Origin of the sequence: Nonomuraea sp. NPDC049714 (assembly GCF_044465295.1) — a bacterium.
In the GTDB taxonomy this organism is placed as follows: domain Bacteria; phylum Actinomycetota; class Actinomycetes; order Streptosporangiales; family Streptosporangiaceae; genus Nonomuraea.
In genome coordinates this window covers 66,589-91,240 of record NZ_JBITLM010000023.1, presented here as the reverse complement: position 1 = coordinate 91,240, position 24,652 = coordinate 66,589, and the positions used below count along the sequence as shown (strand labels likewise).

At 71.9% G+C, this 24,652-nt stretch carries 19 protein-coding genes and 1 pseudogene; 12 read left to right on the top strand and 8 right to left on the bottom strand.

Translation table 11 applies throughout. The features are described 5' to 3' along the window. Positions 1-16 precede the first annotated feature (16 nt). Positions 17-301, top strand: a pseudogene (locus ACIBQX_RS48700) (UBP-type zinc finger domain-containing protein); the annotation flags it as partial. A 38-nt stretch (positions 302-339) separates the two neighbouring features. On the opposite strand, the gene ACIBQX_RS48695 reads toward ACIBQX_RS48700, so the two are convergent. The 3 genes from ACIBQX_RS48695 to ACIBQX_RS48685 form a co-directional block, all read right to left on the bottom strand. After that, a complete protein-coding gene (locus tag ACIBQX_RS48695) occupies positions 340-3,147 on the bottom strand; it encodes an AAA family ATPase (RefSeq protein WP_397017286.1) in 2,808 nt (935 codons plus the stop codon). A 61-nt stretch (positions 3,148-3,208) separates the two neighbouring features. Then, positions 3,209-4,012, bottom strand: a complete 804-nt coding sequence (locus ACIBQX_RS48690; RefSeq protein WP_397017284.1) for an SDR family NAD(P)-dependent oxidoreductase — start codon at positions 4,010-4,012, stop codon at positions 3,209-3,211. 108 nt (positions 4,013-4,120) lie between these two features. After that, positions 4,121-6,415, bottom strand: a complete 2,295-nt coding sequence (locus ACIBQX_RS48685) for an ATP-binding protein (protein ID WP_397017282.1) — start codon at positions 6,413-6,415, stop codon at positions 4,121-4,123. A gap of 258 nt (positions 6,416-6,673) precedes the next feature. Between ACIBQX_RS48685 and ACIBQX_RS48680 the strand changes: the two genes are divergently transcribed. After that, positions 6,674-9,508, top strand: coding sequence for a helix-turn-helix transcriptional regulator (locus ACIBQX_RS48680; RefSeq protein WP_397017280.1), 2,835 nt, complete (start codon positions 6,674-6,676; stop codon positions 9,506-9,508). Between the two features lie 34 nt (positions 9,509-9,542). Further along, complete coding sequence (locus ACIBQX_RS48675) at positions 9,543-10,367, top strand: alpha/beta fold hydrolase (protein ID WP_397017278.1); 825 nt, start codon at positions 9,543-9,545, stop codon at positions 10,365-10,367. Positions 10,368-10,374: 7 nt separating this feature from the next. On the opposite strand, the gene ACIBQX_RS48670 is transcribed toward ACIBQX_RS48675, so the two are convergent. Further along, entirely contained in the window at positions 10,375-10,578 is a 204-nt protein-coding gene (locus ACIBQX_RS48670; RefSeq protein WP_397017325.1) for an SDR family NAD(P)-dependent oxidoreductase, read from the bottom strand. Between the two features lie 16 nt (positions 10,579-10,594). After that, positions 10,595-11,230 carry a sigma-70 family RNA polymerase sigma factor gene (locus tag ACIBQX_RS48665; protein ID WP_397017276.1) on the bottom strand — a complete coding sequence of 212 codons (636 nt, stop codon included), beginning with the start codon at positions 11,228-11,230 and terminating at the stop codon, positions 10,595-10,597. Between the two features lie 288 nt (positions 11,231-11,518). Between ACIBQX_RS48665 and ACIBQX_RS48660 the strand changes: the two genes are divergently transcribed. From ACIBQX_RS48660 to ACIBQX_RS48650, 3 genes are read left to right on the top strand one after another with little or no spacing between them, the layout of a single operon-like run. Then, a complete protein-coding gene (locus ACIBQX_RS48660) occupies positions 11,519-12,325 on the top strand; it encodes an alpha/beta fold hydrolase (RefSeq protein ID WP_397017274.1) in 807 nt (268 codons plus the stop codon). A gap of 48 nt (positions 12,326-12,373) precedes the next feature. After that, entirely contained in the window at positions 12,374-12,676 is a 303-nt protein-coding gene (locus tag ACIBQX_RS48655; RefSeq protein ID WP_397017272.1) for a WhiB family transcriptional regulator, read from the top strand. Positions 12,677-12,708: 32 nt separating this feature from the next. Continuing rightward, positions 12,709-13,521: an alpha/beta fold hydrolase gene (locus ACIBQX_RS48650; protein ID WP_397017270.1), complete on the top strand. Its 813-nt coding sequence runs from the start codon at positions 12,709-12,711 to the stop codon at positions 13,519-13,521. Positions 13,522-13,614: 93 nt separating this feature from the next. Here the strand turns inward: ACIBQX_RS48650 and ACIBQX_RS48645 are convergent, their stop codons facing one another. Continuing rightward, positions 13,615-13,842 (bottom strand): hypothetical protein, encoded by a 228-nt coding sequence (locus tag ACIBQX_RS48645; protein ID WP_397017269.1) that lies wholly within the window; start codon positions 13,840-13,842, stop codon positions 13,615-13,617. Then, positions 13,826-14,083: a hypothetical protein gene (locus ACIBQX_RS48640; RefSeq protein WP_397017267.1), complete on the bottom strand. Its 258-nt coding sequence runs from the start codon at positions 14,081-14,083 to the stop codon at positions 13,826-13,828. The genes ACIBQX_RS48645 and ACIBQX_RS48640 overlap by 17 nt, the downstream gene beginning before the upstream one ends. A gap of 297 nt (positions 14,084-14,380) precedes the next feature. Between ACIBQX_RS48640 and ACIBQX_RS48635 the strand changes: the two genes are divergently transcribed. Genes ACIBQX_RS48635 through ACIBQX_RS48620 form a run of 4 tightly spaced genes read left to right on the top strand, consistent with a single transcriptional unit; the run spans position 14,381 to position 17,787 of the window. Then, a complete protein-coding gene (locus tag ACIBQX_RS48635) occupies positions 14,381-14,803 on the top strand; it encodes an NAD-dependent epimerase/dehydratase family protein (RefSeq protein WP_397017265.1) in 423 nt (140 codons plus the stop codon). After that, the gene (locus ACIBQX_RS48630) at positions 14,800-15,840 is read left to right on the top strand and encodes a ferritin-like protein (RefSeq protein WP_397017263.1); all 1,041 of its coding nucleotides are present in this window, start codon (positions 14,800-14,802) and stop codon (positions 15,838-15,840) included. The genes ACIBQX_RS48635 and ACIBQX_RS48630 overlap by 4 nt, the downstream gene beginning before the upstream one ends. After that, a complete protein-coding gene (locus tag ACIBQX_RS48625; RefSeq protein WP_397017261.1) occupies positions 15,837-17,495 on the top strand; it encodes a sodium:solute symporter family protein in 1,659 nt (552 codons plus the stop codon). The genes ACIBQX_RS48630 and ACIBQX_RS48625 overlap by 4 nt, the downstream gene beginning before the upstream one ends. Before the next feature lie 28 nt (positions 17,496-17,523). Continuing rightward, positions 17,524-17,787: a hypothetical protein gene (locus tag ACIBQX_RS48620; protein WP_397017259.1), complete on the top strand. Its 264-nt coding sequence runs from the start codon at positions 17,524-17,526 to the stop codon at positions 17,785-17,787. A 26-nt stretch (positions 17,788-17,813) separates the two neighbouring features. On the opposite strand, the gene ACIBQX_RS48615 is transcribed toward ACIBQX_RS48620, so the two are convergent. Further along, on the bottom strand, positions 17,814-20,588 hold the full coding sequence (locus tag ACIBQX_RS48615) for an AAA family ATPase (protein WP_397017257.1): 2,775 nt from the start codon (positions 20,586-20,588) through the stop codon (positions 17,814-17,816). A gap of 221 nt (positions 20,589-20,809) precedes the next feature. Here ACIBQX_RS48615 and ACIBQX_RS48610 point away from each other — a divergent pair, with 221 nt between their 5' ends. Together ACIBQX_RS48610 and ACIBQX_RS48605 are read left to right on the top strand one after the other, a co-directional pair. After that, entirely contained in the window at positions 20,810-23,575 is a 2,766-nt protein-coding gene (locus ACIBQX_RS48610) for an AAA family ATPase (protein WP_397017255.1), read from the top strand. Between the two features lie 176 nt (positions 23,576-23,751). Further along, positions 23,752-24,651 carry an SDR family NAD(P)-dependent oxidoreductase gene (locus ACIBQX_RS48605; RefSeq protein WP_397017253.1) on the top strand — a complete coding sequence of 300 codons (900 nt, stop codon included), beginning with the start codon at positions 23,752-23,754 and terminating at the stop codon, positions 24,649-24,651. Position 24,652 lies beyond the last annotated feature (1 nt).

The following is a 24,652-nucleotide window of genomic DNA, read 5'->3' as shown; positions in this document are numbered from 1 at the left end:
CTCACGCTTTCGTGCGATGTGTACGGCGAAGCGGCAGGAGACAGTCGTCGGCATGAACCTCGAATGCCGCCATGTGGCCAGGACGCTTCCACCCATTCCGCCGAGCTACACCGACGGCTGCGAGTCCTGCGGGCGATCGGGCGGCCGATGGGTGGAACTGCGCGAATGCCTGACCTGCGGTCACGTCGGCTGCTGTGACACCTCCCCCGGCCGCCACGCCGCCGAGCACTGGGCCGCCACCGGCCATGCGGCGACCGCCTCGCTGGAGCCCGGCGACCGCTGGGGCTGGTGCTATGCCGACCGGCACCACCTCAGCTCGGTACGGCGGGCCGGCCGGGATCAGCGCCCGGCGGCGGAGTCGTGTTCGAGCACGAGCCGGGTGAGCTCCACGCGGGAACTGATCCCGAGCTTGGTGAAGGCGTGCCAGAGGTGGGTGCTGACCGTATGCGGCGAGAGGTAGAGCTGGTCGGCGACCTCCTTGTTGGTGGCGCTGCCGGCGACCAGCCGGACGATCTGGAGCTCGGACGCCGTGAGGCTGTCCCAGCCCTGGGTCGGCCGGCGGGGCACGTCCCGCGTGCGGCGTTCGCCCAGGTTCCTGAGGCGGTCGCGGACGCGGGCCGCGTCGTGTTCCGCCTCCGCCTGCGTGTAGAGCAGCAGGGCCGCGTCCAGGTGGTCGATCGTGCCTGCGTCTTCCAGGGCTCCAGCCAGCACAAGCGGGCGCGAGATGCCCTCGTACAGCTCGATGGCCCCGGCCAGCAGCGCGGCGTCGCCGTCCACCAGGCCGCGCGCGTGCAGGGCCGTGGCGTGGTAGATCGGGATGCCGGGGTTCTTGCGGTGCCGGGCCTCCGCGAACTCGGTGACCAGGGTCGCGCGGGCCTCGTCGCCGGCTCGCAGCGCCATCCTGACCAGGACCGGCTCGTCGGCCGGGTCGGCCGGGGAGGCCAGCGACGAGGTCGGCCGGTGGTAGGTCTCGATGGCCTCCGTGGTCAGCTCCATGGCCAGGGCGTGGTCGCCGCCGTCCGCGGCGATCTGGGCGGCCAGCCACGCCCCCGACCGCCGGACCTGCCCGGCCTCGACGCCCATGATGGACGCGGCGAACTCCCGGCCGCGCGCCATTTCGCCCGGATCGCCGGTGTACAGAGCGATACGGCCCAGCACGTAGCGAGCTGAGACGTCGTCGAAGTCGCCGGGACCGAACTCCTCGGACATCGTCAGCACCGCCTCCGCCTCGGCGCGTGCGTCGCTGAGCCGCCCGGCGTCGAGGTAGATGCGGCAACGGGCCGCGCTCAGCATCCTCAGCGTGCCCGCCTGGCCGTGATGCCGGGCCCTGCGCACGCCTTCGTCGGATTCCGCCAGCGCCTCCTCCAGCCGCCCCAGCGTGGTGAGCAGGAGAGTGCGCCAGACGCCGGGCAGCCACACCCCGCCGGAGCGGACGTCGCGCGCCACGGCCACCGCCTGGTCGATGTAGTCGACCGCGCGCCGGGCGTCGAGCCGCCGGTTGGCGATGATCGAGCCCACACCCAGCACCGTGGCCCGCGAGGCCAGGTCAGCGGCCTGATCCGCCGCAGCCAGCGCCACCGGGATCAGGTCTTCCGCCTCCGTGGCCTCGTCGGCGTCGATGAAGGCGAGGTTGAAGGCCAGCATGGTCATCAGCTGGGCCCGGACGCGCGGCGACAGACCGGGCAACGCCACTCCTGCGCGGCTCTGCCGTACGGCCTCGCTGAAGGAGTGCTGGTTGGCCACGATCGCGAGGCCCAGCCGCAGCCCCGCCTCGGTCTCGACCGGCAGCCGCCGGAGCAGCGCGGTCTCGGCCAGCGCGACGGCCTCGCCGGAGCGGCCCGCCTGGGCGAACAGCGGCAGGGCCTCGGCGATGAGGTCGGCCTGCCGCAGCGGGTCGAGGGCGGAGAGCTCGATCGCACGGCTGCTCATCTGCACGGCGGCCGACGGCGCGACGACCGCCAGGTCGCGGGCCGCCTGGCGGAGCAGGGTGATGGCGGTGTCGTCGCCGGACTCGGCGGTCTCGGCCAGGTCGGCGGCGATCCGCGCGACCGGCACGCCCTGGGCGAGCCGGAGGTCGACGGCCTGGCGGCGGAGCGCCTTGCGCAGGGTCGCGGGCAAGGCCGCCTGGACCGACTCGCGGATCAGGTCGTGGCTGAAGACGAGGGTGTCGCCGCTCTCGACCAGGAGGTCGGCCGACAGCAGTTCCTCCATCGGTTCCAGCAGGGTGACGGCGGATCGGCCGATGAGCTCGGCGAGCTGGTCGAGGGAGACCGTCCTGCCCAGCACCGAGGCGATCTGCGCGGCCTGCTTGGCCTGCGGTGAGATCTGCTCCAGGCGGTGCTGGATGGAGGCGTGGAAGCGTAGCGGCAGGCGCTGCCTGCTCAGCCGGGCGACGCCGTCGGTGACGGTGACCCCGCCTTCATCGAGCACGCCGTTGATCAGCTCGGTGAGCAGCAGCGGGCGGCCCTCGGCCTGTTGCGCCATCCGCAGGATGGCGGGGTCGGGCGTGGCCGCCAGCAGGTCGCCGGCCATCGCCGCGACCGCCTCGCCGGCCAGGGGCGCGAGCGTGAGCAGGTGGCCGCCGGGCAGGCTCAGCGCGGAGATCGTGGCACGGACGTCGGGGCTGAGCGGCCCGCTCCGTGCGGCGAGTATCCAGGCGATGGGGTGCAGTGACAGGCGCTGCGGGAGGGTGCGCAGGGCCAGCAGAGTGCCCTCGTCGCACCACTGCAGGTCGTCGATGGCGATCACCAGGGGCGCGAGCAGGGCGGCGCGCTCCAGGTGCTCGTGGAGCTCCTGGAGCAGCCAGTAGCGTTCGGCGGAGGTCGCCGGAGCCGCCTGGGCCGGGATGACCTGGCCGGGGCCGGAGTGCAGGGCGCTGAGCAGCGCGCCGAAGGGGATGGTCTGCCCGTCCGGGTCGCCACCGCCGTGGATGACGTGCAGCTCCGCCTCCTCGGCCATGTGCCGCGCCTCGGTGAGCAGGCGGGTCTTGCCGATGCCGGGACTGCCCTGGATGAGCACCGTCGTGCCCTGACCGCGGGTCAGCGCGGCCAGCTGGGCGCGCAAGGTGGCGACCTCCGCCTTGCGTCCGCGCAGCCGCTGCCGGCCGAATTCCGCCGCGGCACCGATCTCCCTCTCACGCGCGTTCAAGCTGCCCTCCGATCGGCACCGCTACCGTGGAATATGTGATGTTCAGGATAGTGAAGATCAGTCACATATCCGGCGACGGCCTGTGCCCGTTCTGCCGGTTGAAATCTTCTGGCTCGAATCCGGTGCCGAGCGAGACCGGACGCCACAGGTCGAGCTCCTGGGCCACCCGTTCCAGCTTGGCTTCGACGTGGGCGACGGCGTCGGCGCCGAGCTGCAGGCGCAGCGGCGGATCGTCGGTGACCAGCAGATCGACGATCGCGGCGGCGGCCTTGCGCGGATCTTCCGGCGGGTGCGGGGAGCGGTCGAAGGGCGTGGGCAAGGTGGCGAAGCGGCCGAGTTCGACGACGGTCACGTGGACGCCGGTCTCGGCCAGTTCGGCGCGCAGGGTCTCGCACAACGCCTCGACGGCCGCCATGGACGCGCTGTAAGGACCGGCGCCGGCCGGGGCCGAGAAGCCGGCGGCCGAGCCGACGACGATGATCCGCCCGGTCCGCTGCGCGCTCAGCACCGGCAGCACGGCGCTGGTCACGGCGAGCATTCCGGCCACGTTGACCTCGAACAGCTCCTTGATCCGCGCCTCGGTCGTCTCGTCCAGGGGACCGCGGGCGGTTCTGTGCGCGCCATGGACGAGCACGTCGATACGGCCGAAACGGCGCAGGGCCCGCTCGACCGCGGCCGAGGCCGTCTCAGGGCGGGACACCTCCAACTCCAGGGGGAGCACCTCGCCCGCGGCCCCGGCGAAGGTGTCCGTCACCGCGGTCAGGTCACGGCCGGTGGCGACCACCCGATGGCCACGCCGGAGCGCTTCGCGGGCGACGCGGTGCCCGATGCCCCGTGCCGCGCCAGTGACGAACCAGACAGCCATGCGTGTCCACCCGAGGTCGGCCTTCCCCGGTGGAAGGCGGTAGGGACACCCTGTCAACGGCCGGGGGCCCGGCACATCGCACGAACGTGGGATGGTCGGCGTCCGCGCTCATTCCCCGGCCAGCTCCTGGAGCTCCTTGGCCACCTCGGCGGCCTGCTCGGTGCGGCCGTCCGCTTCCAGCAGCCGCTGTCCCTCGGCCAGCGCCCTGCGGGCCTCCTCCACCCGGCCCAGGTGCCGCAGCGCGGTGCCCAGCCTGCGCTGTGCCCGCCCCACGACCTCGGCGTGCGGTCCTGAACGCTGCATCTCGGGCAGGGCCTGGTGGAGGGCGTCGGCCGCTTCCTCCCAGCGTTCGAGCGCGAGGTAGGCGGCGCCGAGCTGGCTCAGGGCGATGCCGAGGGCCTGGCTGACGTGGGCGGGCGAGCCACCGTAGGCGGGATCGCGCAGCGTGGCCACCAGGGCACGGCTGTGCTCCAGGGCCTCGTCCACCCGGCCCGCGATGCGCAGCAAGTTGATGTAGCGCGCCATGGCCTGGGGGTAGCCCTCCAAATCGCCCGCCTGCCGCAGGAGGCCGACAGCCCGGCGGCTGAAGTCCAGCGCGCGTTCCAGGTTCTGGCGCGGGCCGGCCGGATCGTTGAGGATGGTCTGCACGAGGGGCTGGGCGGCGTGGTAGAGCGCCCTGCCCTGCTGGCGGACGTCACCGGCCTCCGTGGCCAGCTCCAGCGCGCGTAACGCACAGGCCTCCTGCTCCTCGGCGCTGTTGTCACGACTCCACAGGGCCGAGGACAGGTGGATGAGATGCACCGCTTCCTGCAAGGGGTCGCCCATCGCCCGCGCCGCGCCGACCGACAGCTCGAACACCTCGTGCCAGTGCCCCCAGGGAAGCCACTGGTCGGAGAACCAGTCCATGGACGCGGCCACCTCGACCACGGTCGCGTGCTCGCCGCGCCGGGCCGCCGAGCGCAGCGCCTCCAGCCAGGAGTCGCCTTCGGCCCGCAGCCAGGCGCCGGCCTCCTCCCTGCTGGAGAGCGTGACCAGAGAGCGCCAGTCGGGTGGCGGCGCCCCGTATTCGGGCTCGAACCAGCGCCCGGCGATCATCGCGACCTCCAGCAGCCAGCTCTCCATCCGCTGCCGGGCGGCCTCCCTGGCCTCGGCGGTCTCCTCCTGCTCAAGGCGGGCGCGGGCGTACAGCCGGACCAGGTCGTGGAAGAGGTATCGGCCGGCGAAGGGCGAGCTGAGCAGGCCCAGGTCGACCAGCTCCTCCAGGGCGTCCTCGGCGGTGTCGAGATCGAGCCGGGCCAGGACCGCGGTCATGGCGATGCCGAATTCGGGTACCGCCGCCAGCGCGAGCCAGCGGAAGGTCTGCCGGGCGACCGGGGTGATCTGCTCGTAGGACAGCGCGAAGGCCGCCGCGACCCGCAGGTCACCGGCGGTCAGGGTGTCCAGGCGGCGTTCCTCGTCGTGGAGGCGCGCGGCGAGCTGCTTGATCGTCCAACCCGGGCGGCTCTGCAACCGGTTGCCCGCGATGCGCATGGCCAACGGCAGGTGACCGCACAGCCGGGCGAGTTCGCCGACCGCGTCGGGCTCGGCCGCCGCGCGGTTGTCGCCCACGATCGCCCGCAACAACGCGGCGGACTCCGCCGCCCCGAGCTGGTCCAGCGGGATCTGGTGCACACCCTCCAGGCCGGACAGCGGGCGACGGCTGGTGATGACGGCCATGCTCGACCCGCTGCCGGGCAACAAGAGGCGCACCTGGCTCTCGCTGACCGCGTTGTCGAGCACGAGGAGACAGCGCCGCTCGCGTAAGAGGGCCCGGAGGTGTCCCGCGCGCTCGCGCTCGTCGGCGGGGATGCGGCGCTCCGCCAGGCCCAGCGCCTTCAGCAGCCGGGCCAGCGCGCTCGCGCTGGTCATCGGCTCGGCGTCCATGCCGCGCAGGTCGACGAAGAAACATCCGTCGGGGAACAGGTCGGAGAGCCGTCCGGCGGCGTGGACGGCCAGGGCGGTCTTGCCCAGACCGGCCGGACCCCATACGGTCGCGATGGGCGCGGGGCCGTCCTCGTCCGCGTGCCGGGCGGCCAGCTCGCGCAGGAGAGCGATCTCGTGCTCGCGGCCGGTGAAGTCGCCGATCGCCGTCGGCAGCTCGCAGATCCCGGCCGTGGAGACGGCGGGGCGGGAGCGTCCGGCGCGGGCCGCGGCGATGAGGTCGTCGTGGTCGCCGGGAGCCAGGGACAACGCCTCGGCCAGCGCCTCCACGGTGCGGCGTTGCGGCCCGCGGCTGACGCCTCGCTCCATGTCGCCGATCGCCCGTATGCTCACCTCCGAGGCGTGCGAGAGCTCCTCGATCGTCAGCTCGGCCGCCAGCCGGTGCGACCTCAGCAGAGCGCCGAAGGACACCTCGTTTCTCACCCATGACCTCCCGGCTCGGGCGGCAGGCGGAAACCGCCGACTACTTCTGCCTGTTGTTCCGCCTCGTGCTCAGGCCGCCCTTGTTGCTTCCATTGTCCTATACGACATCCCCGGGGCACGCACTCGGCTCCACCGCCCCTCGCGCGTCATCTTCCGTCGCTCCGGCCGCCACCGGAGCACCGACAGACAGAGATGTGGAAGCACATGATTCACCAGCTCGCCGCCGACCGAGCGCCCCTCCACGCAACAGACGAGCCCATGAGCCGCGACGACGTGGCCACGGCGGGCTTCACCCTGCCTACCGGCGACATGCGTCGCCCTGTCTCCGACGCCTTCGCCACACCGCCGTTGCGTGGCCGGGAAGCCGAGCTGCTGATGCTGCGCGACCAGCTGCGCGTCCTGCGTCGAGGACAGGGCGGCGCCGTGCTGATCGAGGGCGCGCCGGGGGCGGGCAAGTCACGGCTGCTCGCCGAGGTCGCCAAGCTGGCCGCCGCGGACGGCCTGCGCGTCCAGACGGGCTCCGGTGCGCGTGAGGGGCATGCCGCGCCGTTCGCACCCCTGCTGGACGTGCTGCTGCACGGCCCCGAGCCGCTCGTGGCGCGCGAGCGGGTGCTGGCGCTCAGCGCGGCGGAGGACCAGCGGTTCTGGCTGCTGCGAGAGCTGCAGAACGAACTGGAGCGGGCCGCGTCGGCCGCGCCGCTGGTGATCAGCATGGACGACCTGCAGTGGTGCGACGCCGCCACCCGCAGCGCCCTGCGCACGCTGCCCGCCCGGCTGTCCGGGCACCCCATCCTGTGGGTGCTGGCCACCCGGGAGCAACACCAGTCCGGTACGGCGCGCGCCTGGCCTGCCAAGCGGATCGTGCTGCGGCCCCTTTCGAGGGAGGCTGTGGCGCTCCTGGCCCAGGATGTCCTGCGTGCCGTGGCCGAGCCCGCGCTGCTCGAACTCGCCCGCAAGGCGGACGGCCGCCCGTCGCTGCTGGTCGAACTGCTGAACGGGATCCGCGAGGAAGGCGCCGTCACCATCCGGGACGGAATGGCGCACCTGCGGGCCGCCGAAGCCATCCCCTTGCGGTTCCGCTCCTCGGTCAGGCACCGGCTGGACCAGCTCTCGGCGCCGGCTCGTGACAGCGTGCGCTTCGCGGCCATCCTCGGCCGCGACGTCGACGTCGGGGTGCTGGCCGAACTGCTGCGCTGCTCGCCCGCCGACCTGATGGGTCCCCTGCAGGAGGCCCTGCGCGCCGATCTGCTGACCGACGTCGACGGGCGGCTCACGCTGAGCAACGACCTGGTCCACGAAGCCGTACGGAACAGCGTGCCCGCGCCGTTCAAGGACCTCGTCCGGCGTCAGGCGGTCGACGTGCGGCTGCGGCGTGGCGCGGCCGTCATGGACATGGCCGCCGACCTCGCCGACGTGGCGCGGCCGGGCGACCACGAGGCCGTCTCGCTGCTGCGCCGGGCCGCCACCGACCTCGCGCCCGCCGCGCCCGCCACCGCTGCCGCCCTGAGCGGGCGCGCGCTGGAGCTGGCCCCGGCCGACCATCCCGACCGCCCGGCGCTGATCGCCGAGACGATCGTCCTGCTCTGGCTCAACGGCCACGACCAGGAGGCGCGCGCCATGGCCGACGAGGCGCTGGCCGGGCTGCTGGAGCCGGAGGCCGAGGCGCGGGTGCGGCTCAGCCTGGCCCGGGTCGCGGGCCAGGCCTCGTTCGCCGAGGCGGTACGGCAGTGCGATCTCGCGCTGGCCCTGCCGGGGGTGCCGGAGCTGATCCGCGCGCACCTGCTCACGTTGCGGGCGCTTGCGCTCATCACGGCCGGCGACGGGACGGAGACCGGGCACGCGGCCGAGGCCGCGCTGCTGGCCGGCGCCTCCTGCGGCAATCGCGCGATCGAGGCCACCGCGATGGCAGTGGAGGCGACGCTCCTGTTCCACCGCACCGACTGGCGCAGCGCCATCGACCGGCAGGACGAGGCGGTGCGGCTGGCGACCGACGCGGGCATCCTGCACTCGCCGTGGATCCCCGGCCCCTCGTGGCAGAGCTTCCTGTGGAGCTCGGCGGGTGAACCCCTGCGCGCGCTGGAGGAGATCGACGTCGCGCTGGCCGAGGCGCGGGCGCATCGGCAGGTGGCGGCGGCCCGCATGTGGTCGATGTACCGCGTCCGGATGCTGTTCGACGCCGGGCTGCTGACAGACGCCTGCGCCGAGGCGGAAGCCGTGCTCCAGGAGGAGAACGCGGCCGGGAACACCGCCGACGTCACCGCGCGATACGCCCTGGGACGGACGGCTCTGTTCACGGGCGACCAGCTCGGCATCGCCCGGCTGGCCGCCGACGGCCGGCGGATGACGGCGGACGAGGCGCCCTTCGTCGCCAGGGCGGGTGCCTGGATGCTCGCGCTGGCGGCCGACGCCGACAACGACCCGGCGGGCGCCATGGCCTACGCGTCGGCGGCGGTGACGTTGGGCGGCGCGTCCGGGTCCACTCCGATGGACTCGGCCGACGACGTGGTGTTCGTCCGCATGGCTCTGCGCGCCGGTGAGCGCGAGGCGGCCGTGCGCATGGTTAGCGAGGCCGAGAACCGGGCCGGGCGCAACCCCGGCTTCCCGTTCCTCACCGCGGTCGCGGAACACGCCCGCGGGCTGCTGAACGACGACGCGGCGCTGCTGGCGCGGGCCGCCGAGCGGTTGGCTGACCACCCCCGCCCGATCGTCCGCGCGTCGGCGCTGGAGGACACCGGTCGCGCCCTCGCGGCGACGGACCAGCAGGCGGCCGTCGCCTGCCTGAACACGGCGCTGGAGCTGTACGAGGAGGCCGGCGCCCTGAGGGATGCGGCCCGGGTACGGCGTCGCCTGCGCGAGGCCGGGATCCGGCGCCGCGGCCGCACGTCCGGCGCCACCCACGGCTGGGACGGCCTGACCGCCGCCGAGCTGCAGGTGGTCAGGCACGTCGCCCAGGGCGCCACCAACAGGCAGGTCGCCGAACGGCTGTTCCTGTCGCCGCACACCGTCAACACCCACCTCCGTCACGCCTACACCAAGCTGGACGTCAACTCACGCGTGGAGCTGACCCGCCTGGTCGTCGAGCATGACGGCTGACCCAGTCACCCATCGGAAAGGAAGCGACGACTTCATGGTCTACCTGCCTGTCGGCGTCGATCACGGCCGCACCCCGGTCGAGCTCTGCTACGAGGACCACGGAGACGGTCGTCCCGTGGTCCTGCTCCACGACTGGCCCTTGTCCAGGCACATGTGGGCGGCGCAGTTGCCCGCGTTGGTGGAGGCCGGGTATCGCGTGATCGCCTACGATCACCGGGGTTTCGGCGACTCCGCCCGTCCGTGGGGCGGCTACGACTACGACAGCCTGGCGGGCGATCTCCGCGCGGTGCTGGAGCGGTTGGAGCTGAGCGACGTGACGCTGGTGGGGGCGGGGATGGGCGCGGCGGAGATCGTGCACTACCTCACCCGGTACGGCTCCGCGGGGATCAGGGGGGTCGTGCTGGTGGGGGCGGCGTTGCCCTACCTCTATCGCTCCTACGACAACCCGCAGGGGCCTTGGACGCCCGAGCACCTCGACCACCTCAGGGCGCGGCTGAACACCGACCGGTTCACCATGCTCGACACGTACGTGACCCGGATGTTCCGGGCCGGTGAACGGGTGCTGCTGAGCGACCTGCACCGTGATCACTATCGGGCGCAGGGGGCAGCGGCGTCGCCGCAGGCGCTGGACGCGGGCCTGGCCACGCTGGCGCGCAGCGATCTGCGGGGTGAGCTCGCGCTGCCGGTGCCGAGTCTGGTCATCCACGGCGAGCAGGACGAGATCACCCCGTTCGCGGAGACCGGGGCGCGGATCGGGGGCGGTGACGTGGAGGTCATCCAGGGCGCGCCGCATGGGTGCCAGGCCACCCACCCCCTGCGCTTCAACCGCACGCTGCTCCGGTTCCTGGCGAACGGTTGACCGGCGGCTACCGGGCCTGGCCGGCCGGCCGGATGCGGTGGCCATGCTCTGCGCGGACGCCCAGCGCGGTCACCTCTTGGCGCAGCGCCTCCGCGAAGGCGTCTACGCCGAACTTCGTCGCGGCGTAGACGCCGTTGCCGGCCGACGCGATCCGCCCCGAGGTCGAGGAGACCTGCACGACCGCACCCTTGCGTTCCAGCAGGTACGGCAGGGCTGCGTGTCGCTCATCACGCGCTCCTCTTCATGGGCAGGTCGGCGGCGAGCAGGTCTTCCAGGCCGGCGAGGTCGCCGGTGCGCGCAGCGGCCAGGAACGCCTGGACGAGGCGCTGGTGCTCGGTGGGGTCCACCGGCCTGCGCCGCCCGCTCTCGATGCGCTCGTGACCCCGCCGTACGAGCTGGCGCGTGTGGGCGGCGTCCAGGTGGAGCACTTCCGAGATGCGGCGGTAGGGGTACTCGAACGCCTTGCGCAGCAGGTAGGCGGCCCGTTCGGCGGGCGAGAGCCGTTCCAGCAGCACCCGCATGACGAGGTCGACGGCCTCGTGCCGTTCCGCTTCCACGTCGATGCCGGCGCTGCCGTCGGCCCGCTCGGTGAGCCAGGTGTCGGCGAACGTCTCGCGGCGCATCCGCGCGGACTGGATGACGTTGAGTGCGAGCCTCGTGGTGGTCTTGGCGAGGAAGGCGGGCGGGTTGACGACGGCCGTGCGGTCGGCGCGTTCCCACCGCAGCCACGTCTCCTGCACCACGTCCTCGGCCTTGCCCGCGTCCCCGAGATAGCGGTAGGCGATCGCGAAGAGGCGTGGTCGGGTGGTGATGAACGCCGAATCGCGGTTGACGTTCTCGGTGGAATGGCAGACGGAAAGCATCGTGTCTCCAGCTGAGGGCCGGTAGCAGGCGGAGCCCCAGCCAACGCCGGACGGGTTCCGGCAACATCGCACGGATGCTTGAGATCCGGCCTCTGGGCGGCATCGGTCCCACGACACGGCCCCACCGGTTGATCTCAAGTCTTCGTGCGATGTCCGCCGCGAAGCGCGCTGGAACCGTTGATCACGCACCCGGTCGACGAGGCCATGCGTGCTCTGGTGCGGCCATGGGGGATCGCATCAGAGCACGACGCTCGACCGGGTTCTCATCCCGTATCGAAAGGGTTCGTCATGCGTTTTCGACCGTCCATCGCCGCCACCGCTCTCGGCTTGGCCGCTCTCACGCTTTCCACCACCCCGGCCATGGCCGGCGCCGACCGCGACAGGCCTACGGTGGTCCTGGTGCACGGCGCCTTCGCCGACGCCAGCAGCTGGGACAAGGTCACCGCCCACCTCCAGCGCCGCGGCTACCCAGTCGTCGCGGCGCCCAACCCGCTGCGCAGCCTGTCGGGCGACGCCGCCTACATCGCGAGCATCCTCAAGGGGATCAAGGGCAAGGTGATCCTGGTCGGCCACTCCTACGGCGGCAGCGTGATCACCAACGCCGCCCGCGACGCCGGCAACGTCAAGGCCCTGGTGTACGTGGCGGCGTTTCTGCTGGACCAGGGTGAGAGCACCCAGACCGTGCTGGACCCGGAGAAGTTCCCCGGCAGCCTGCTCGGCCCGGCCACGCTGGACGAGCGCCCCTACACCGACAACGCCGGCGAGGGGGTCGACCTCTACATCAAGGAGGCCAGCTTCCCCACGGTGTTCGCCGCCGACCTGCCCCTCAGCACGGCCCGCCGCATGGCCGTAGCGCAGCGTCCCTTCGGCGTGGGCGCCTTCACCGGCGTCTCGGGCGCCCCGGCCTGGAAGAAGATTCCGAGCTGGGCCGTCATCAGCACCGAGGACAAGGCCATCGCGCCCGCCGGGCAGCGGTGGATGGCCGAGCGGGCCAAGGCCAAGGCCGTCGAGGTGAAGTCCTCGCACGCCATGTCGGTCAGCCACCCGTCCGCCATCACCGACGTCATCGTCGACGCCGACCGCCGCACTCGCTGACGGTGGGCAGGACCGGCCCGCCCGCGGGGCGGGCCGGTCCCCGCGACCATGGACATCGAACCGAGACTGACCATGCACTGGGCGGACAGCGGGGCCTGCGGGAGCAGCGATCCCGATCTGTTCTTACCTCTCACCTGGGACGGCAGGCCCGCCCAGCACACCGCCTCGGCCCGGCGCATCTGCATGAGCTGCCCCGTCCGTCTGCCCTGCCTCACCTGGGCCGTCGAGACCGGCGAACCGGACGGCATGTGGGGTGGCACCACTCCGGACGAACGCCGCCGCCTGCGCTCCAGCCGGCTCAGCCATTCATGCGATGTCGACGAGGACGCGGATTGGCAGGTTTCGTCATGACCGCATCAACACCATCAGAAAAAGGAATCGACATGCCCTACATCAAGGTCGGCGAAGAGAACTCCGCGCCCATCGAGCTCTACTACGAGGACCACGGCAGTGGCCGTCCGGTCGTGCTCATCCACGGTTATCCGCTCAACGGGCACTCCTGGGAGAAGCAGGAGAGCGCGCTGCTGGAGACCGGACATCGCGTGATCACCTACGACCGGCGCGGCTTCGGCAAGTCCAGCCAGCCGGTCACCGGCTACGACTACGACACGTTCGCGGCCGACCTGAACACGTTGATGGAGACGCTGGACCTGCGTGACGTCGTGCTGGGCGGGTTCTCCATGGGCAGTGGCGAGGTGACCCGCTACCTGGGCACCTACGGGTCAGGCCGGGTGCGCAAGGCCGTGCTGATGGCGCCGCTGCAGCCGTACCTGCTTGAGGTGGTGGACCGTTCCGTCCTGGACGACACCATGAAGGCCGTCGTCGCCGACCGGTTCGCCTTCCTCAAGTCGTTCCTCGACAACTTCTACAACATGGATGTGCTCGGCGGCACCAAGGTCAGCGAGCAGGCGTGGCAGGCGAGCTTCCAGGTCGCGGCCGCCGCCTCGGCCACGGCGACGCTGAAGTGCGTGCCCACCTGGGGCAGCGACTTCCGCAAGGATGTGGCGTCGTTCGACGTGCCCACGCTCGTCATCCAGGGCGACAAGGACCGCATCCTGCCGATCGACGCCACCGGCAACCGCCTCACCGGGCTGATCCGGGATCTGCAGTACGTGGTCATCGAGGGCGGCCCGCACGCCATCGGCTGGACGCACCCGGAGCTGGTCAACGCCGCTCTGCTCGACTTCGTCAAGTAGGGGTCGAGTCACTCGTGGCGCCGTTCCGGGGGGGACGGCGCCACGAGCGTGTTCAGGAGGCGAGGCTGATGGTGGCGGGGATGCCCTGCCCGGTCATCTTCGCGTAGGGGCGCAGGGCGGTCGCCTGTGCGAGCAGCGGGCGGCCGTCTCGTCGGCCACTCCCGGCCAGGACACGACGAGGTCGGCGCGCAGCTCGTAGCCGCCGTCCGCCGGGTCACGACCGAAGGCCACGGTCGCCTCCGCCTTGATGGGCTCGGGGTCGAGCAGATGCCGCCGGGCCGGCAGGCTGAGGGCGTGAAGGGTGTCAATACTCCCGTTCACGGTCGTGAGTTGCGGGTTTGTCTTCGGTGTGGCGGTATTCGTTGATCGTGCCCGCAACGACGGGTTTTCGGCGGATGGATCGTGGGTCGTTGAGGTCGGTCACGTCGTGGGAGGGTCGCGTTGCGATGTCCGGGGGCGTTGATGAGAACCGCAGCTCGGCGATGCGGTCACCCAGGTCCATGGCCAGGTTGCGGGCCTGCTGCACGGTCCATTTCGGGATCAGGTCACGAGTCGAACTCACCCGGCTCGTTCTCGAACACGACGCCACTACGCCGTGATCCGGTGGCCGCGCCGTACGGACGGGCACGCCTCGCAGATCTCCGCGTAACCGGACGAAACGGGCGGACGTGTCCCATGAACGTGTGGGCAAGATTCTTCGGTCATGTGGCTGATTGTGCTCTTTCCGGGCTGCCATCCACATCGCACGAAGGCGGGAGCCACTGAATCTCGCGGTGGTTGTCACAAGCGCGGAAGGCTGATTTGTCATAGCTGGTGGCCGGGCCGCAACGGGCCGCCGGGCAGTCGGAAGGAGTACGCGATGAAGGTCGTGGTCGTCGGTGGGACGGGTCTGATCGGGTCGAAGCTGGTGGCGAGGCTCGGTGAGCACGGTCATGAGGCGGTGGCCGCCGCTCCGCAGACGGGCGTGAACACGCTCACGGGCGCGGGGCCGGCCGGCGCGCTGACCGTGCTGCAGGAGGCGGGGACCGGGGTGGCGGTGCGGCGGTGCGCCCGGGTCGCCGGGCGGGTATTCGATCACGACGGTCATCGCGTGGGCGCCCGCCGGGATGAACGGAGGGTGGCCTTCGGCGTCGTGCTGGAGGACGGCAACAACCGCGACGACGTCCCGCCGCGGTTCACCGTAACGATGTTGTGCGAGCCGGGACAGCCGATGTTCACGCTGGTGGACGAGGACGGGCTGCGCCGCCGCGCGGATCGCCGCACCTCGAGGACCGGGGCATGAGGCACGGGCGAATCGACACGCTTGACGGCCTGCGCGAGCACCTGCAGTGGGCGATCGAGCTGGAGCACGCGACGTTGCCGCCGTACCTGACCGCGCTGTACTCGCTGGACCCGGAGCGTAATCCCGAGGCCGTGCAGGTGGTGGGCAGTGTCTTCGTCGAGGAGATGCTGCACCTGGCGCTGGTCGCCAACCTGCTCAACGCGGTCGGCGGCCGGCCTGTGCTGGACCACCCGCGGATGCTGGCGCCGCATCCGCGGACGCTGCCGCACGGCGACCGCTCGCTGGAGATGTCGCTGGTCCCGTTCGGGCCGCAGGCGCTGGAGATGTTCCTGTGCCTCGAACGGCCCGCGCCGCCCAGCGCTCCGCCGGAGGGCGAGCGTTACGAGACGATCGGGCAGTTCTACGCCGCCATCGCCGAAGGGCTGCGCCGTCTGTGCGATCAGCTCGGCGAACAGGCCGTCTTCAGCGGCGACCCCGCCCGGCAGGTGAGCGGCACCCATTTCCGGCACACCGCCGGATGGCTGTTCGCGGTCGAGGATCTGGAGTCCGCCCTGGGCGCGCTGGCGGAGATCGTCGACCAGGGCGAGGGCACCACCCGCGGGGAGGTCTGGGACGGTGACAAGGACGTCTTCCACCCCGGACGCGACGAGGTCGCCCACTACTACCGCTTCCAGGAGCTCAAGCTCGGCCGCCGCTACCGGCGCGGCGACACCCCGCAGTCCGGGCCCACCGGCGAGAAGATCTCCGTGGACCCCGACGGCGTGCGCCCCATGCGCCACAACCCGCGCCCCGCCGCCCCTGGCAGCGAGACCCGGGCCGCGCAGGAGAGGTTCGACCGCACGTACTGCGATCTCCTGCAGTCGCTCGATCAGGCGTTCAACGGCGAGCCGAAGCAACTCGTGGACGCCACCCGCACGATGTTCACGCTGCGGGCCCAGGCGCAGGCGCTGATGGGGATGCCCGACGGCGAAGGCGGCACGGCCGGCCCGACCTTCGAGTACGTGCCTCGTGCATCGCGCCAGGAGCAGCGCCCATGATCGAGGCAGGTCTCGTCGACTACGCGCTGATCTTCGTCTACTTCGCCGTGGTCCTGCTGATCGGACTGGCCGCCCGCCGCAGAATCTCCAGCAGCCTGGACTTCCTCCTGTCGGGCCGTTCGCTGCCGGCCTGGATCACCGGGCTCGCATTCATCTCGGCCAACCTCGGGGCCGTCGAGATCATCGGGATGTCGGCCAACGGTGCCGAGTACGGCATGCCGACCATGCACTACTACTGGATCGGCGCCGTCCCGGCGATGCTGTTCCTCGGCGTCGTGATGATGCCCTTCTACTACGGGTCCAAGGTGCGCAGCGTCCCCGAGTTCATGCGCCGGCGCTTCGGCGCCGGCGCGCACCTGGTGAACGCGATCAGCTTTGCGCTCGCCCAGGTGCTCATCGCGGGAATCAACCTGTTCCTGCTGGCCACGGTCGTCAACGGCCTGCTCGGCTGGCCGCTGTGGGTGGCCCTGCTGCTGGCCGCCGCCGTCGTGCTCAGTTACATCACCCTCGGCGGGCTGTCGGCGGCCATCTACAACGAAGTCCTGCAGTTCTTCGTCATCGTCGCCGCGCTGCTGCCGCTCACCCTCATCGGGCTGCACCGCGTCGGCGGTGTCAGCGGGCTGATCGACAGGGTGCGGACGGCCACCGGCGGCGGCGCCGAGCAGCTCAACTCCTGGCCGGGCAACGAACTGGCCGGATTCGGCAACTCGGTCCTGTCCGTCGTCGGCATCGTCTTCGGCCTGGGCTTCGTGCTCTCCTTCGGCTACTGGACGACGAACTTCGTCGAGGTCCAGCGGGCGATGGCGACCAAGTCGATGACGGCGGCACGCAGCACGCCGATCATCGCCTCGTTCCCGAAGATGTTCATCCCCTTCATCGTGGTCATTCCCGGAATGATCGCCGGGGTGCTTGTGCCCGAGGTCGCCAGGCTCAAGGCCGGCGACCAGACGGCCGGGATCACCTACAACGACGCGATCCTGCTGCTCATCCGCGACGTGCTGCCCAACGGGCTGCTCGGCATCGCCTTGACGGGCCTGCTGGCCGCGTTCATGGCCGGCATGGCGGCCAACATCTCCGCCTTCAACACCGTCTTCAGCTACGACCTGTGGCAGCAGTACGTGAAGAAGGGGCGCTCCGACGGCTACTACCTGAAGGTCGGCCGGTGGGCCACGGTGGGCGCGACGGCCCTGGCCATCGGTACGGCGTTCATCGCCGCCGGCTATGCCAACCTGATGACCTACCTGCAGACCCTGTTCGGCTTCTTCAACGCCCCGCTGTTCGCCACCTTCATCCTCGGCATCTTCTGGAAGCGGATGACCCCGACCGCGGGCTGGGTGGGGCTGGTGTCGGGGACGCTGGGCGCGGTCGCCGTGTGGCTGCTCAACGAGTTGGGCGTGATCGACCTGCCCGGACAGGGGGCGGCGTTCGTGGCGGCCGGCGCGGCGTTCGTCGTCGACATCGCGGTCAGCGTCCTGGTCAGCCTGGCGACCACGGCGAAACCGGCGAGCGAGCTGGGCGGACTCGTCTTCGCCGAGACGCCCAGGGAACGGCGCACCGATCCGTTGGCGAGCCGGCTGCCCTGGTACCGGACGCCGGTGAAGCTGGCCGGCGTCTCCCTGGTGCTCGTCACCGCCCTCAACGTGATCTTCCGATGACCCTCTTCCCATGGACGGGAGCCGATACATGAAAGACGAACATCCTGCCGAGAGCCGCGCACCGCGCAGCGCCGGGGCCTTCGACGTGCGCGTGTTCATCGCCGGGCTGATCGGGTTCTACGGCGTTGTGCTGATCATCATGGGGCTGGTCGCCGACACGGCCGCGGACCGCGCCAAGACCGGTGACGTGAACGCCAACCTGTGGGCCGGGATCGGCATGGCGGTCGTCGCCGCGGGGTTCGCGCTGTCGGCGCGGCTGCGCCCGGTGACCATCGAGCCACCCGTCGATTGAGCCGCCGCCCGGCGCGGGGAGGCTGGTCAAGCCGTCGCCGCCGGGTCCTCGGCCGGCGTGGCGCGCAATTGCCTGCGGGAGGCGATGCCGAGCTTGGCGAAGACCTTGCGCAGGTGCCACTCGACGGTGTGCGGGCTGATGAACAACTGGGCGCCGATCTCGGCGTTCGTCAGCCCCGTACCGGCCAACCGGGCGATCTGGGTCTCCTGGGCGGTGAGCGTGGAGTCCGGCGCCGTCTCGGCCGGGCGCTTGCGTATCGTCTCCCCGGTGGCCTGCAGCTCACGGCGGGCGCGTTCGGCGAACGCCGCGGCACCCATCTGGCCGAGCATCTCGTGGGCGAGGCCCAACTGCTCGCGGGCGTCGACGCGGCGCTTCTCCCGGCGCAGCCACTCGCCGTACAGCAGCCGGGTGCGGGCGAGCGCCATCCGGACGCCGGCGCGGCCGAGCCGCTCGATCGCCTCACCGTACAGATCGTCGGCGTCCGATCCGCCGCCCGTCAGGGCGCGCATGCTCGCCGAGGTGCCCAGGGCCCAGTCGGCGCCGCTGGCCCGCGCCATCTCGTCGAGCCGCCGGGCGGCTTCGGCCGCGCGGGCCTGACGTCCGCTCCTGGCGGCGGCCTCGACGAGTTCGATCAGGGACCAGGTGGACAGTCCGAGTTCCATGGGGTACTCGGCGCCGAGCGCGGCCGCGGCGTAGGCCTCCTCGTAGCGGCCGAGGCCGTTGTAGAGCACAGAACAGGCCCACTGGGTGGCGGTGGCCACCTTTCCTTCGCCTTCCAGCGCCACGTCTCCCGTGATCGCCGCGATCGCCCGGCGAGTCTCGGCCTCGCCGCCACGCCACGGCGCCACCACCAGCGCTGCGTACTGGGCGAAGAAGCGGCTCCCCGTCACCTCGCCGATCGTGCTCGCCTCGGCGACCAGCGAGTCGGCCGCGGTGAGCTCGCCGGCCAGCACCAGGGCCGACAGGTGGAGCAGGAGAGCCGACGGCAGCGCCGACAGCGCACCTGCCTCCCTGACGATCTCGACCAGCTTCGCCGAGAGCGTCAGGTAGCTGTCGAAGTCCCAGACGTTGTGCGCCATGCGGGCGGCGAGCGGGAGCCAGCCCAGGGCCTCTTCCCTGGAGAGTTCCGCGGTGCGGAAGGCTTCCATGGCCTGGCGCACCATCGGCATGCCCGCCGCGTACCCGTCGACGGTCGCCACTGCCAGACCGTTCAGCAGCAGGTCGTTGCGCTCCGGCGGTGGCCCGGGCGGCGCGGCGAGGGCCGCCTTGGCCACGTCCGCCATCTGCGCGCCGTCCGCCAGCCGGCCAGCGGTGAGAGCCGCGTACAGCGCGTCGCGGTAGGTCTCGCGGGCCAGCCCGGCGTCCAAGGGCTCCAGGCGTTTGGCCGCGTCGAGCAGCAAGGGCAGGGCGGCGCGCGCACTCGTGGAGGTGAAGACGATCTGACCTCGAAGCAGGCTGGACTGGGCGAGCCGGTGTGCGTCCAGGGGGCTGAGCTCGGCCGCGTCCAGCAGTTCGAGCGCGGCGTCGTATCCGCCGGCCTGATACTTGGCCCGGGCCGCCGCCAGCGCCCTGGCGCCCCGGCGGGCCGGATCGGGCGTCAGCTCGGCCGCCCGCTCCAGGAACGCGGCCGCCGCCGCGACCCCGCCGCGTGCTCGCGCCCGCTCGGCCGAACGCGCCAGCTCGGCGGACACCGTCTCGTCGGGGCCGGCCGACGCGTTGGCCAGATGCCAGGCCCGCCGATCGGGGTCGGCCCGCGGATCGGTCGCGTCGGCCAACGCCCGGTGCACCCGCTGCCGCTCCTCCGGCGCCGCCAGCCGGTAGGCTGCGGAACGCACGAGCGGGTGACGGAACCGCACCCGGGTCACGATAGTGATCAGCCCGGCCGCTTCGGCCGGTGCCGCTGCGGCCGCGCCGATGCCCAGCAGCTCCGCCGCCCGGCTCAGCAATCCCACGTCGCCCAGCGGCTCGGCCGCGGCGGTGAGCAGCAGCCGCTGCGTCTGTCCCGGCAGTGACCGTACCCGCCGCAGGAAACTCTCCTCGATCTGACCCGCAAGCGGCCGCGCGTCCGGCCGGGCGTACCCGCCCGCCAGTTCGGCCGGCGTCAACCCTCGTGGCAGCTCGACCAGCGCCAGCGGGTTGCCCTGCGTCTCAGCGACGATCCGATCCCGCACCTGGTCATCCAGCCGCCCGGTGATCACGGAGTCCAGCAGAGCGCGGGCGTCGCCGTCGCCCAGCCGTCCCACGTCCAGCCGCGGCAGCCCGGCCAGCTCGGCGTCGAGACCGGGTTCGCGCACCGCGAGCACCAGCCCGATCGGCTCGGCGAGCAGGCGCCGCGCGACGAAGGCGAGGGTCTGCGCGGATACCTGATCGAACCACTGGACATCGTCGACCAGGCACAGCAGCGGCTCGTTCCCGGCTGCGGCGGCGAGCAGGCCGAGCACCGCGAGCCCGACCAGGAAGCGGTCCGGGGGAGTCCCCGCGCTCAGGCCGAACGCGGTCTCCAGCGCGTCACGCTGCGGCGGGGGAAGGCTCTTCACGCGATCCAGGAACGGGGCGCACACCTGGTGCAGCCCGCCGAAGGCCAGCTCCATCTCCGACTCGGCGCCCCCCGCCCTGACCACCCGGCAGCCGGACGCGCTGTCGCGCGCGTACTCCAGCAGGGCCGTCTTGCCGATGCCGGCCTCGCCGCGCAACACCAGCACCGAGCTGCGGCCGCCCCGAACGGTGGCCGCGAGCCGATCCAGTGCTTCGCACTCGGCCTGCCGGCCACGCAACGACGACCTGGGACGCTGACCCTGCAACACCCACCCCCGATCCGCCGGCGCGCCGCGACCGGGGGTCCCCGCTCGCCGTGGTCGGGAGGGCAGGCGAATCGGCGAGACGTCGTGCGATAGGCGGACAGCCTAGCTCGCTGGTAGGGATCAGGGCAAAAGTCAGCCGCGTGGGCCCGGGCAGCACTTGGCCTGGCACGGGTCTTGGGTGTATTCAGATTCGTGCGATCGGGCTGAAGGCGGGGGAAAACGTGCACCAACGCAAGCAGGGTGCCGGGCTGCTCGGGCGGGGGACTGAGTGCGCCGTACTCGACGAGCTGATCACGGCCGTCCGCACGGGGGAGAGCCGCGTGCTCGTGGTGCACGGTGCGCCTGGAGTGGGGAAGTCGGCGCTGCTGCAGTACGCGGAGCGCGCGGCGAGAGGTCTGCGGGTGCTGCGCGCGGCCGGTGTCGAGTCCGAGATGGAGCTGGCCTTCGCCACCCTGCACCAGTTATGCGCCCCGCTGCTGGACCGGCTGGAGAGCCTGCCCACGCCGCAGCGCCACGCTCTGGAGACCGTGTTCGGGATGCGTGGGGGGACTCCGCCCGAGCGCTTCCTGGTCGGCCTGGCCGTGCTGAGCCTGCTGTCGGACGCCTCCCAGAGCGCTCCCTTGCTGTGCGTGGTCGATGACGCCCAGTGGATGGACCGAGCCTCGGCGCAGGTTCTCGGCTTCGTGGCCCGGCGGCTGCTGGCCGAGTCGGTCGCCCTCGTCTTCGGCTCGCGCCAGTGGCCCCAGGACCTGCGCGGACTACCGGGGATGGAGGTCACCGGGCTGAAGGCCGCGGACGCGCACGCGCTGCTCGACTCGGTGACGCCCGGCAGGATCGATCGCCACATCCGCGACCGGTTCGTGGCCGAGACCAGGGGCAACCCGCTCGCCCTGCTGGAACTGCCACGCGAGCTGACCATGACCCAGGTGGCGGGTGGATTCGGCCTCCTGGACGCCGACAGGCTGCCCGGCAGGATCGAGCAGAGCTTCCTCGACCGGATCGAGGCCCTGCCCGAGCAGGCCCGGCTGCTCCTGGTGGTCGCCGCCGCCGAGCCGGTCGGCGATCCGTCGTTGGTGTGGCGTGCCGCCGAACGGCTCGGTGTCGAACCGGCGACGGTCCTGGCAAGCGGGACGGGCGGGCTGCTGGAGTTCGACGTCCGGGTGACCTTCCGTCACCCGCTGGTGCGCTCGGCCGTGTACAGGTCGGCGAAGCCGGCGGACCGCCAGGCGGTGCATTTCGCGCTGGCGGAGGTCACGGACGCCCACACCGACCCCGACCGCCGCGCCTGGCACCTCGCGGCCGCGACGACCGTGCCCGACGAGAACGTCGCCGCTGAGCTCGAACTCTCCGCCGGCCGGGCGCAGGCACGCGGGGGGCTGGCCGCCGCGGCCGCCTTCCTGCAGCGGTCCATGGCGCTGACCATCGACACCTCGCGGCGCGCGGAACGCGCCCTGATGGCCGCCGACGCCGGCCTGCGGGCCGGGGACATCACCGCCGCGCTCGAGTTCGCCGACCTCGCCGACCGCGACGCCCAGAACGAGTTCCAGCGCGCGCGAGCCCACCTGGTACGCAGTCACATCACGTTCGCGACCGGGTTCAACAACGAGGCGCCGGTGATGCTGCTGACGGCCGCGCAGCGGCTGGAGCCCTTCGACATGGACCTGGCGCGGGAGACGTACTTCATCGCCTGGGCTTCGGCGTCGTTCGGTGCCGCGAACCGGGACAGCCTCCTGGCCATCTCCCGGGCGATGCGGGACCTGGCCGCGCCGGAAGGTCCTCCGGGCGCCCTCGACCTCGTGCTGGAGGGCTACGCGCTGCTCATCACCGACGGCCGGAGCGCCGCGCTTCCCACGTTGCGGCGGGCGAAGACCGCGATCGCGGACCATCCCGTGCAGGACCTGCTGAAATGGGGCTGGGCGGCCTGCGGCGTGAGCGCGCTCCTGTGGGAGGACCAGATCATGACCGACACGCCCACCAGGGCACTGGAGGCGGTGCGCGCGGCCGGCGCACTGTCCGAGCTTCCCCTCTATCTCCACTCGTTGGGGGTACCGATCTCGCTGAGCGGTGACTTCGCCGCCGCGGCCGCGCTCGTCGCCGAGTCCGAAGCCGTCGCCGAAGTGACGGGCGTGCCGATGACGCAGCACACCCAGCTCCTGCTGACGGCGATGCAGGGTAGAGAGGCCGAGGCCGCGGCGCTGATCGACGCCACGATCGAAGAGGCCGGCGCCAGCGGCCAGCTGAACGGCGTCGCGTCGGCGCACTGGGCGACCGCGATCCTCCACAACGGCCTCGCCAGCCATGGGCTCGCGCTGTCGGCCGCTCAGGCCACCACCCAGAGCGCCAATCTGATCGTCTCCCAATGGGCGCTGCCCGAGCTCGTCGAGGCGGCGTCCCGTGTCGGGGACACCATCGCCGCCCGCGGGGCGCTCGAAGGTCTGGCGGACGCGGCGGAACCGTGCGACACCGACTGGGCCCAGGGAATCCTGGCTCGCTGCCGCGCGCTGGTGAGCGACGACGACGCGGCCGCCGGCGACCTGTACCGCGAGGCGATCGAGCGCTTGGGACGCACCGTCCTGCGTCCCGAACTCGCCCGCGCCCACCTGCTGTATGGCGAGTGGCTGCGCCGTGGCGGCCGGCGCGCCGAGGCACGCGTCCACCTGCTGACGGCCTACGAGATGTTCGAGTCGATCGGCATGGGGGCCTTCGCCGAGCGCGCCCGCCGCGAGCTCCAGGCCGCAGGCGAGAACATCCGGCGCGCGCGCAGAAGCGAGGAGCCGGCCAGTGCGGAGCTGACGGCGCAGGAGAGGCAGATCGCCCTGCTCGTGCGCGACGGCCTGTCCAACCCGGAGATCGCGGCCCGTCTCTTCCTGAGCCCGCGCACGGTCGAATGGCACCTTCGCAAGATCTTCGCCAAACTCGAGGTCACCTCCCGAAGGCAGGTCGGCGACGCGCTGTCCAGCGGCGCGTACGAACCCGGTACGCGGTGAACCCGCGGGCATGAGTTGCCCGCCGCCGTCGACGCGGTAGCTCGCCCGCTGCCCGGGCGAGCGGCCGTCCCCGACACCCTGGTCTCGTCAGACCAGTGACTTTCCGTGGTGCGATACGGCAACCCACCACGCGAGCATCGGCGTGTCGTCCGAGTACGGGAGGGGCGGTCACGGGCATGCACCTCGAAGTCGTCATGGCGTCGCCCTCGGACGTCAGCCGGGCCGGGGGCGGAACGCGGCTCATCGACAAGCGAGCTGCGGCGACGCTCGTTTTCGCGTCGCCCTCGACCGAGGGGAATGAGGCAGTCATGCACAATCAGCCGTTGGCCGGAGCCGTCGCGCTCGTCACCGGTGCCGGCAGCGGAATCGGCGCCGCGACCGCGCGCCGCCTCGCAGGTGAAGGCGCGGCGGTCACCCTGGTCGCCCACCGGCGCGACCGCGTGACGCAGGTCGCGAGCGACATCGCACGGCAGGGCGGAGAGGCGGTCGCGCTGGAGGCCGACATCACCGAAGCCGACCGTGCCGACGACATGGTGCAGGACACGCTGGATCGATTCGGGCGCCTGGACATCCTGGTCAACAACGCTGAAATCATGCTGTTCGGCTCAGCACTGCACGCCACCGTCGAGGAGTGGGATCGGATGATCTCGCTCAACGTGGCGGGTCTGGTACACGTCACGCACGCCGCTGTGCCGCACCTGATCTACGCGGCGACGACGTCCCCCCGGCAGGTGGCGGATCTGGTGAACGTCGGCTCGGTGGCCGGGCGCGTCGCCCGGGCGGAGAGCAGCGTCTACGGCCTGACCAAGTCCGGCCTGAACGTGTTCACCGAGTCGCTTCGCCAGGAGCTGCTCCGCGAACGCGTCCGGGTCAGCTTGGTGGAGCCAGGCGCGGTGGACGACGCACAGGAGAACCGTCTCGGGGACTCCGCCGGGGATGCGACCCGGAGGCCGATCGACGGCATCGAAGGGTTACGGCCGGAGGACGTCGCGGACGCGATCAGCTATATCGTCACGCGGGAGCGGCGGGTCGCCGTCAACGGGATGCTGGTCCGCGCCCGCGATCAGATCTGGTAGC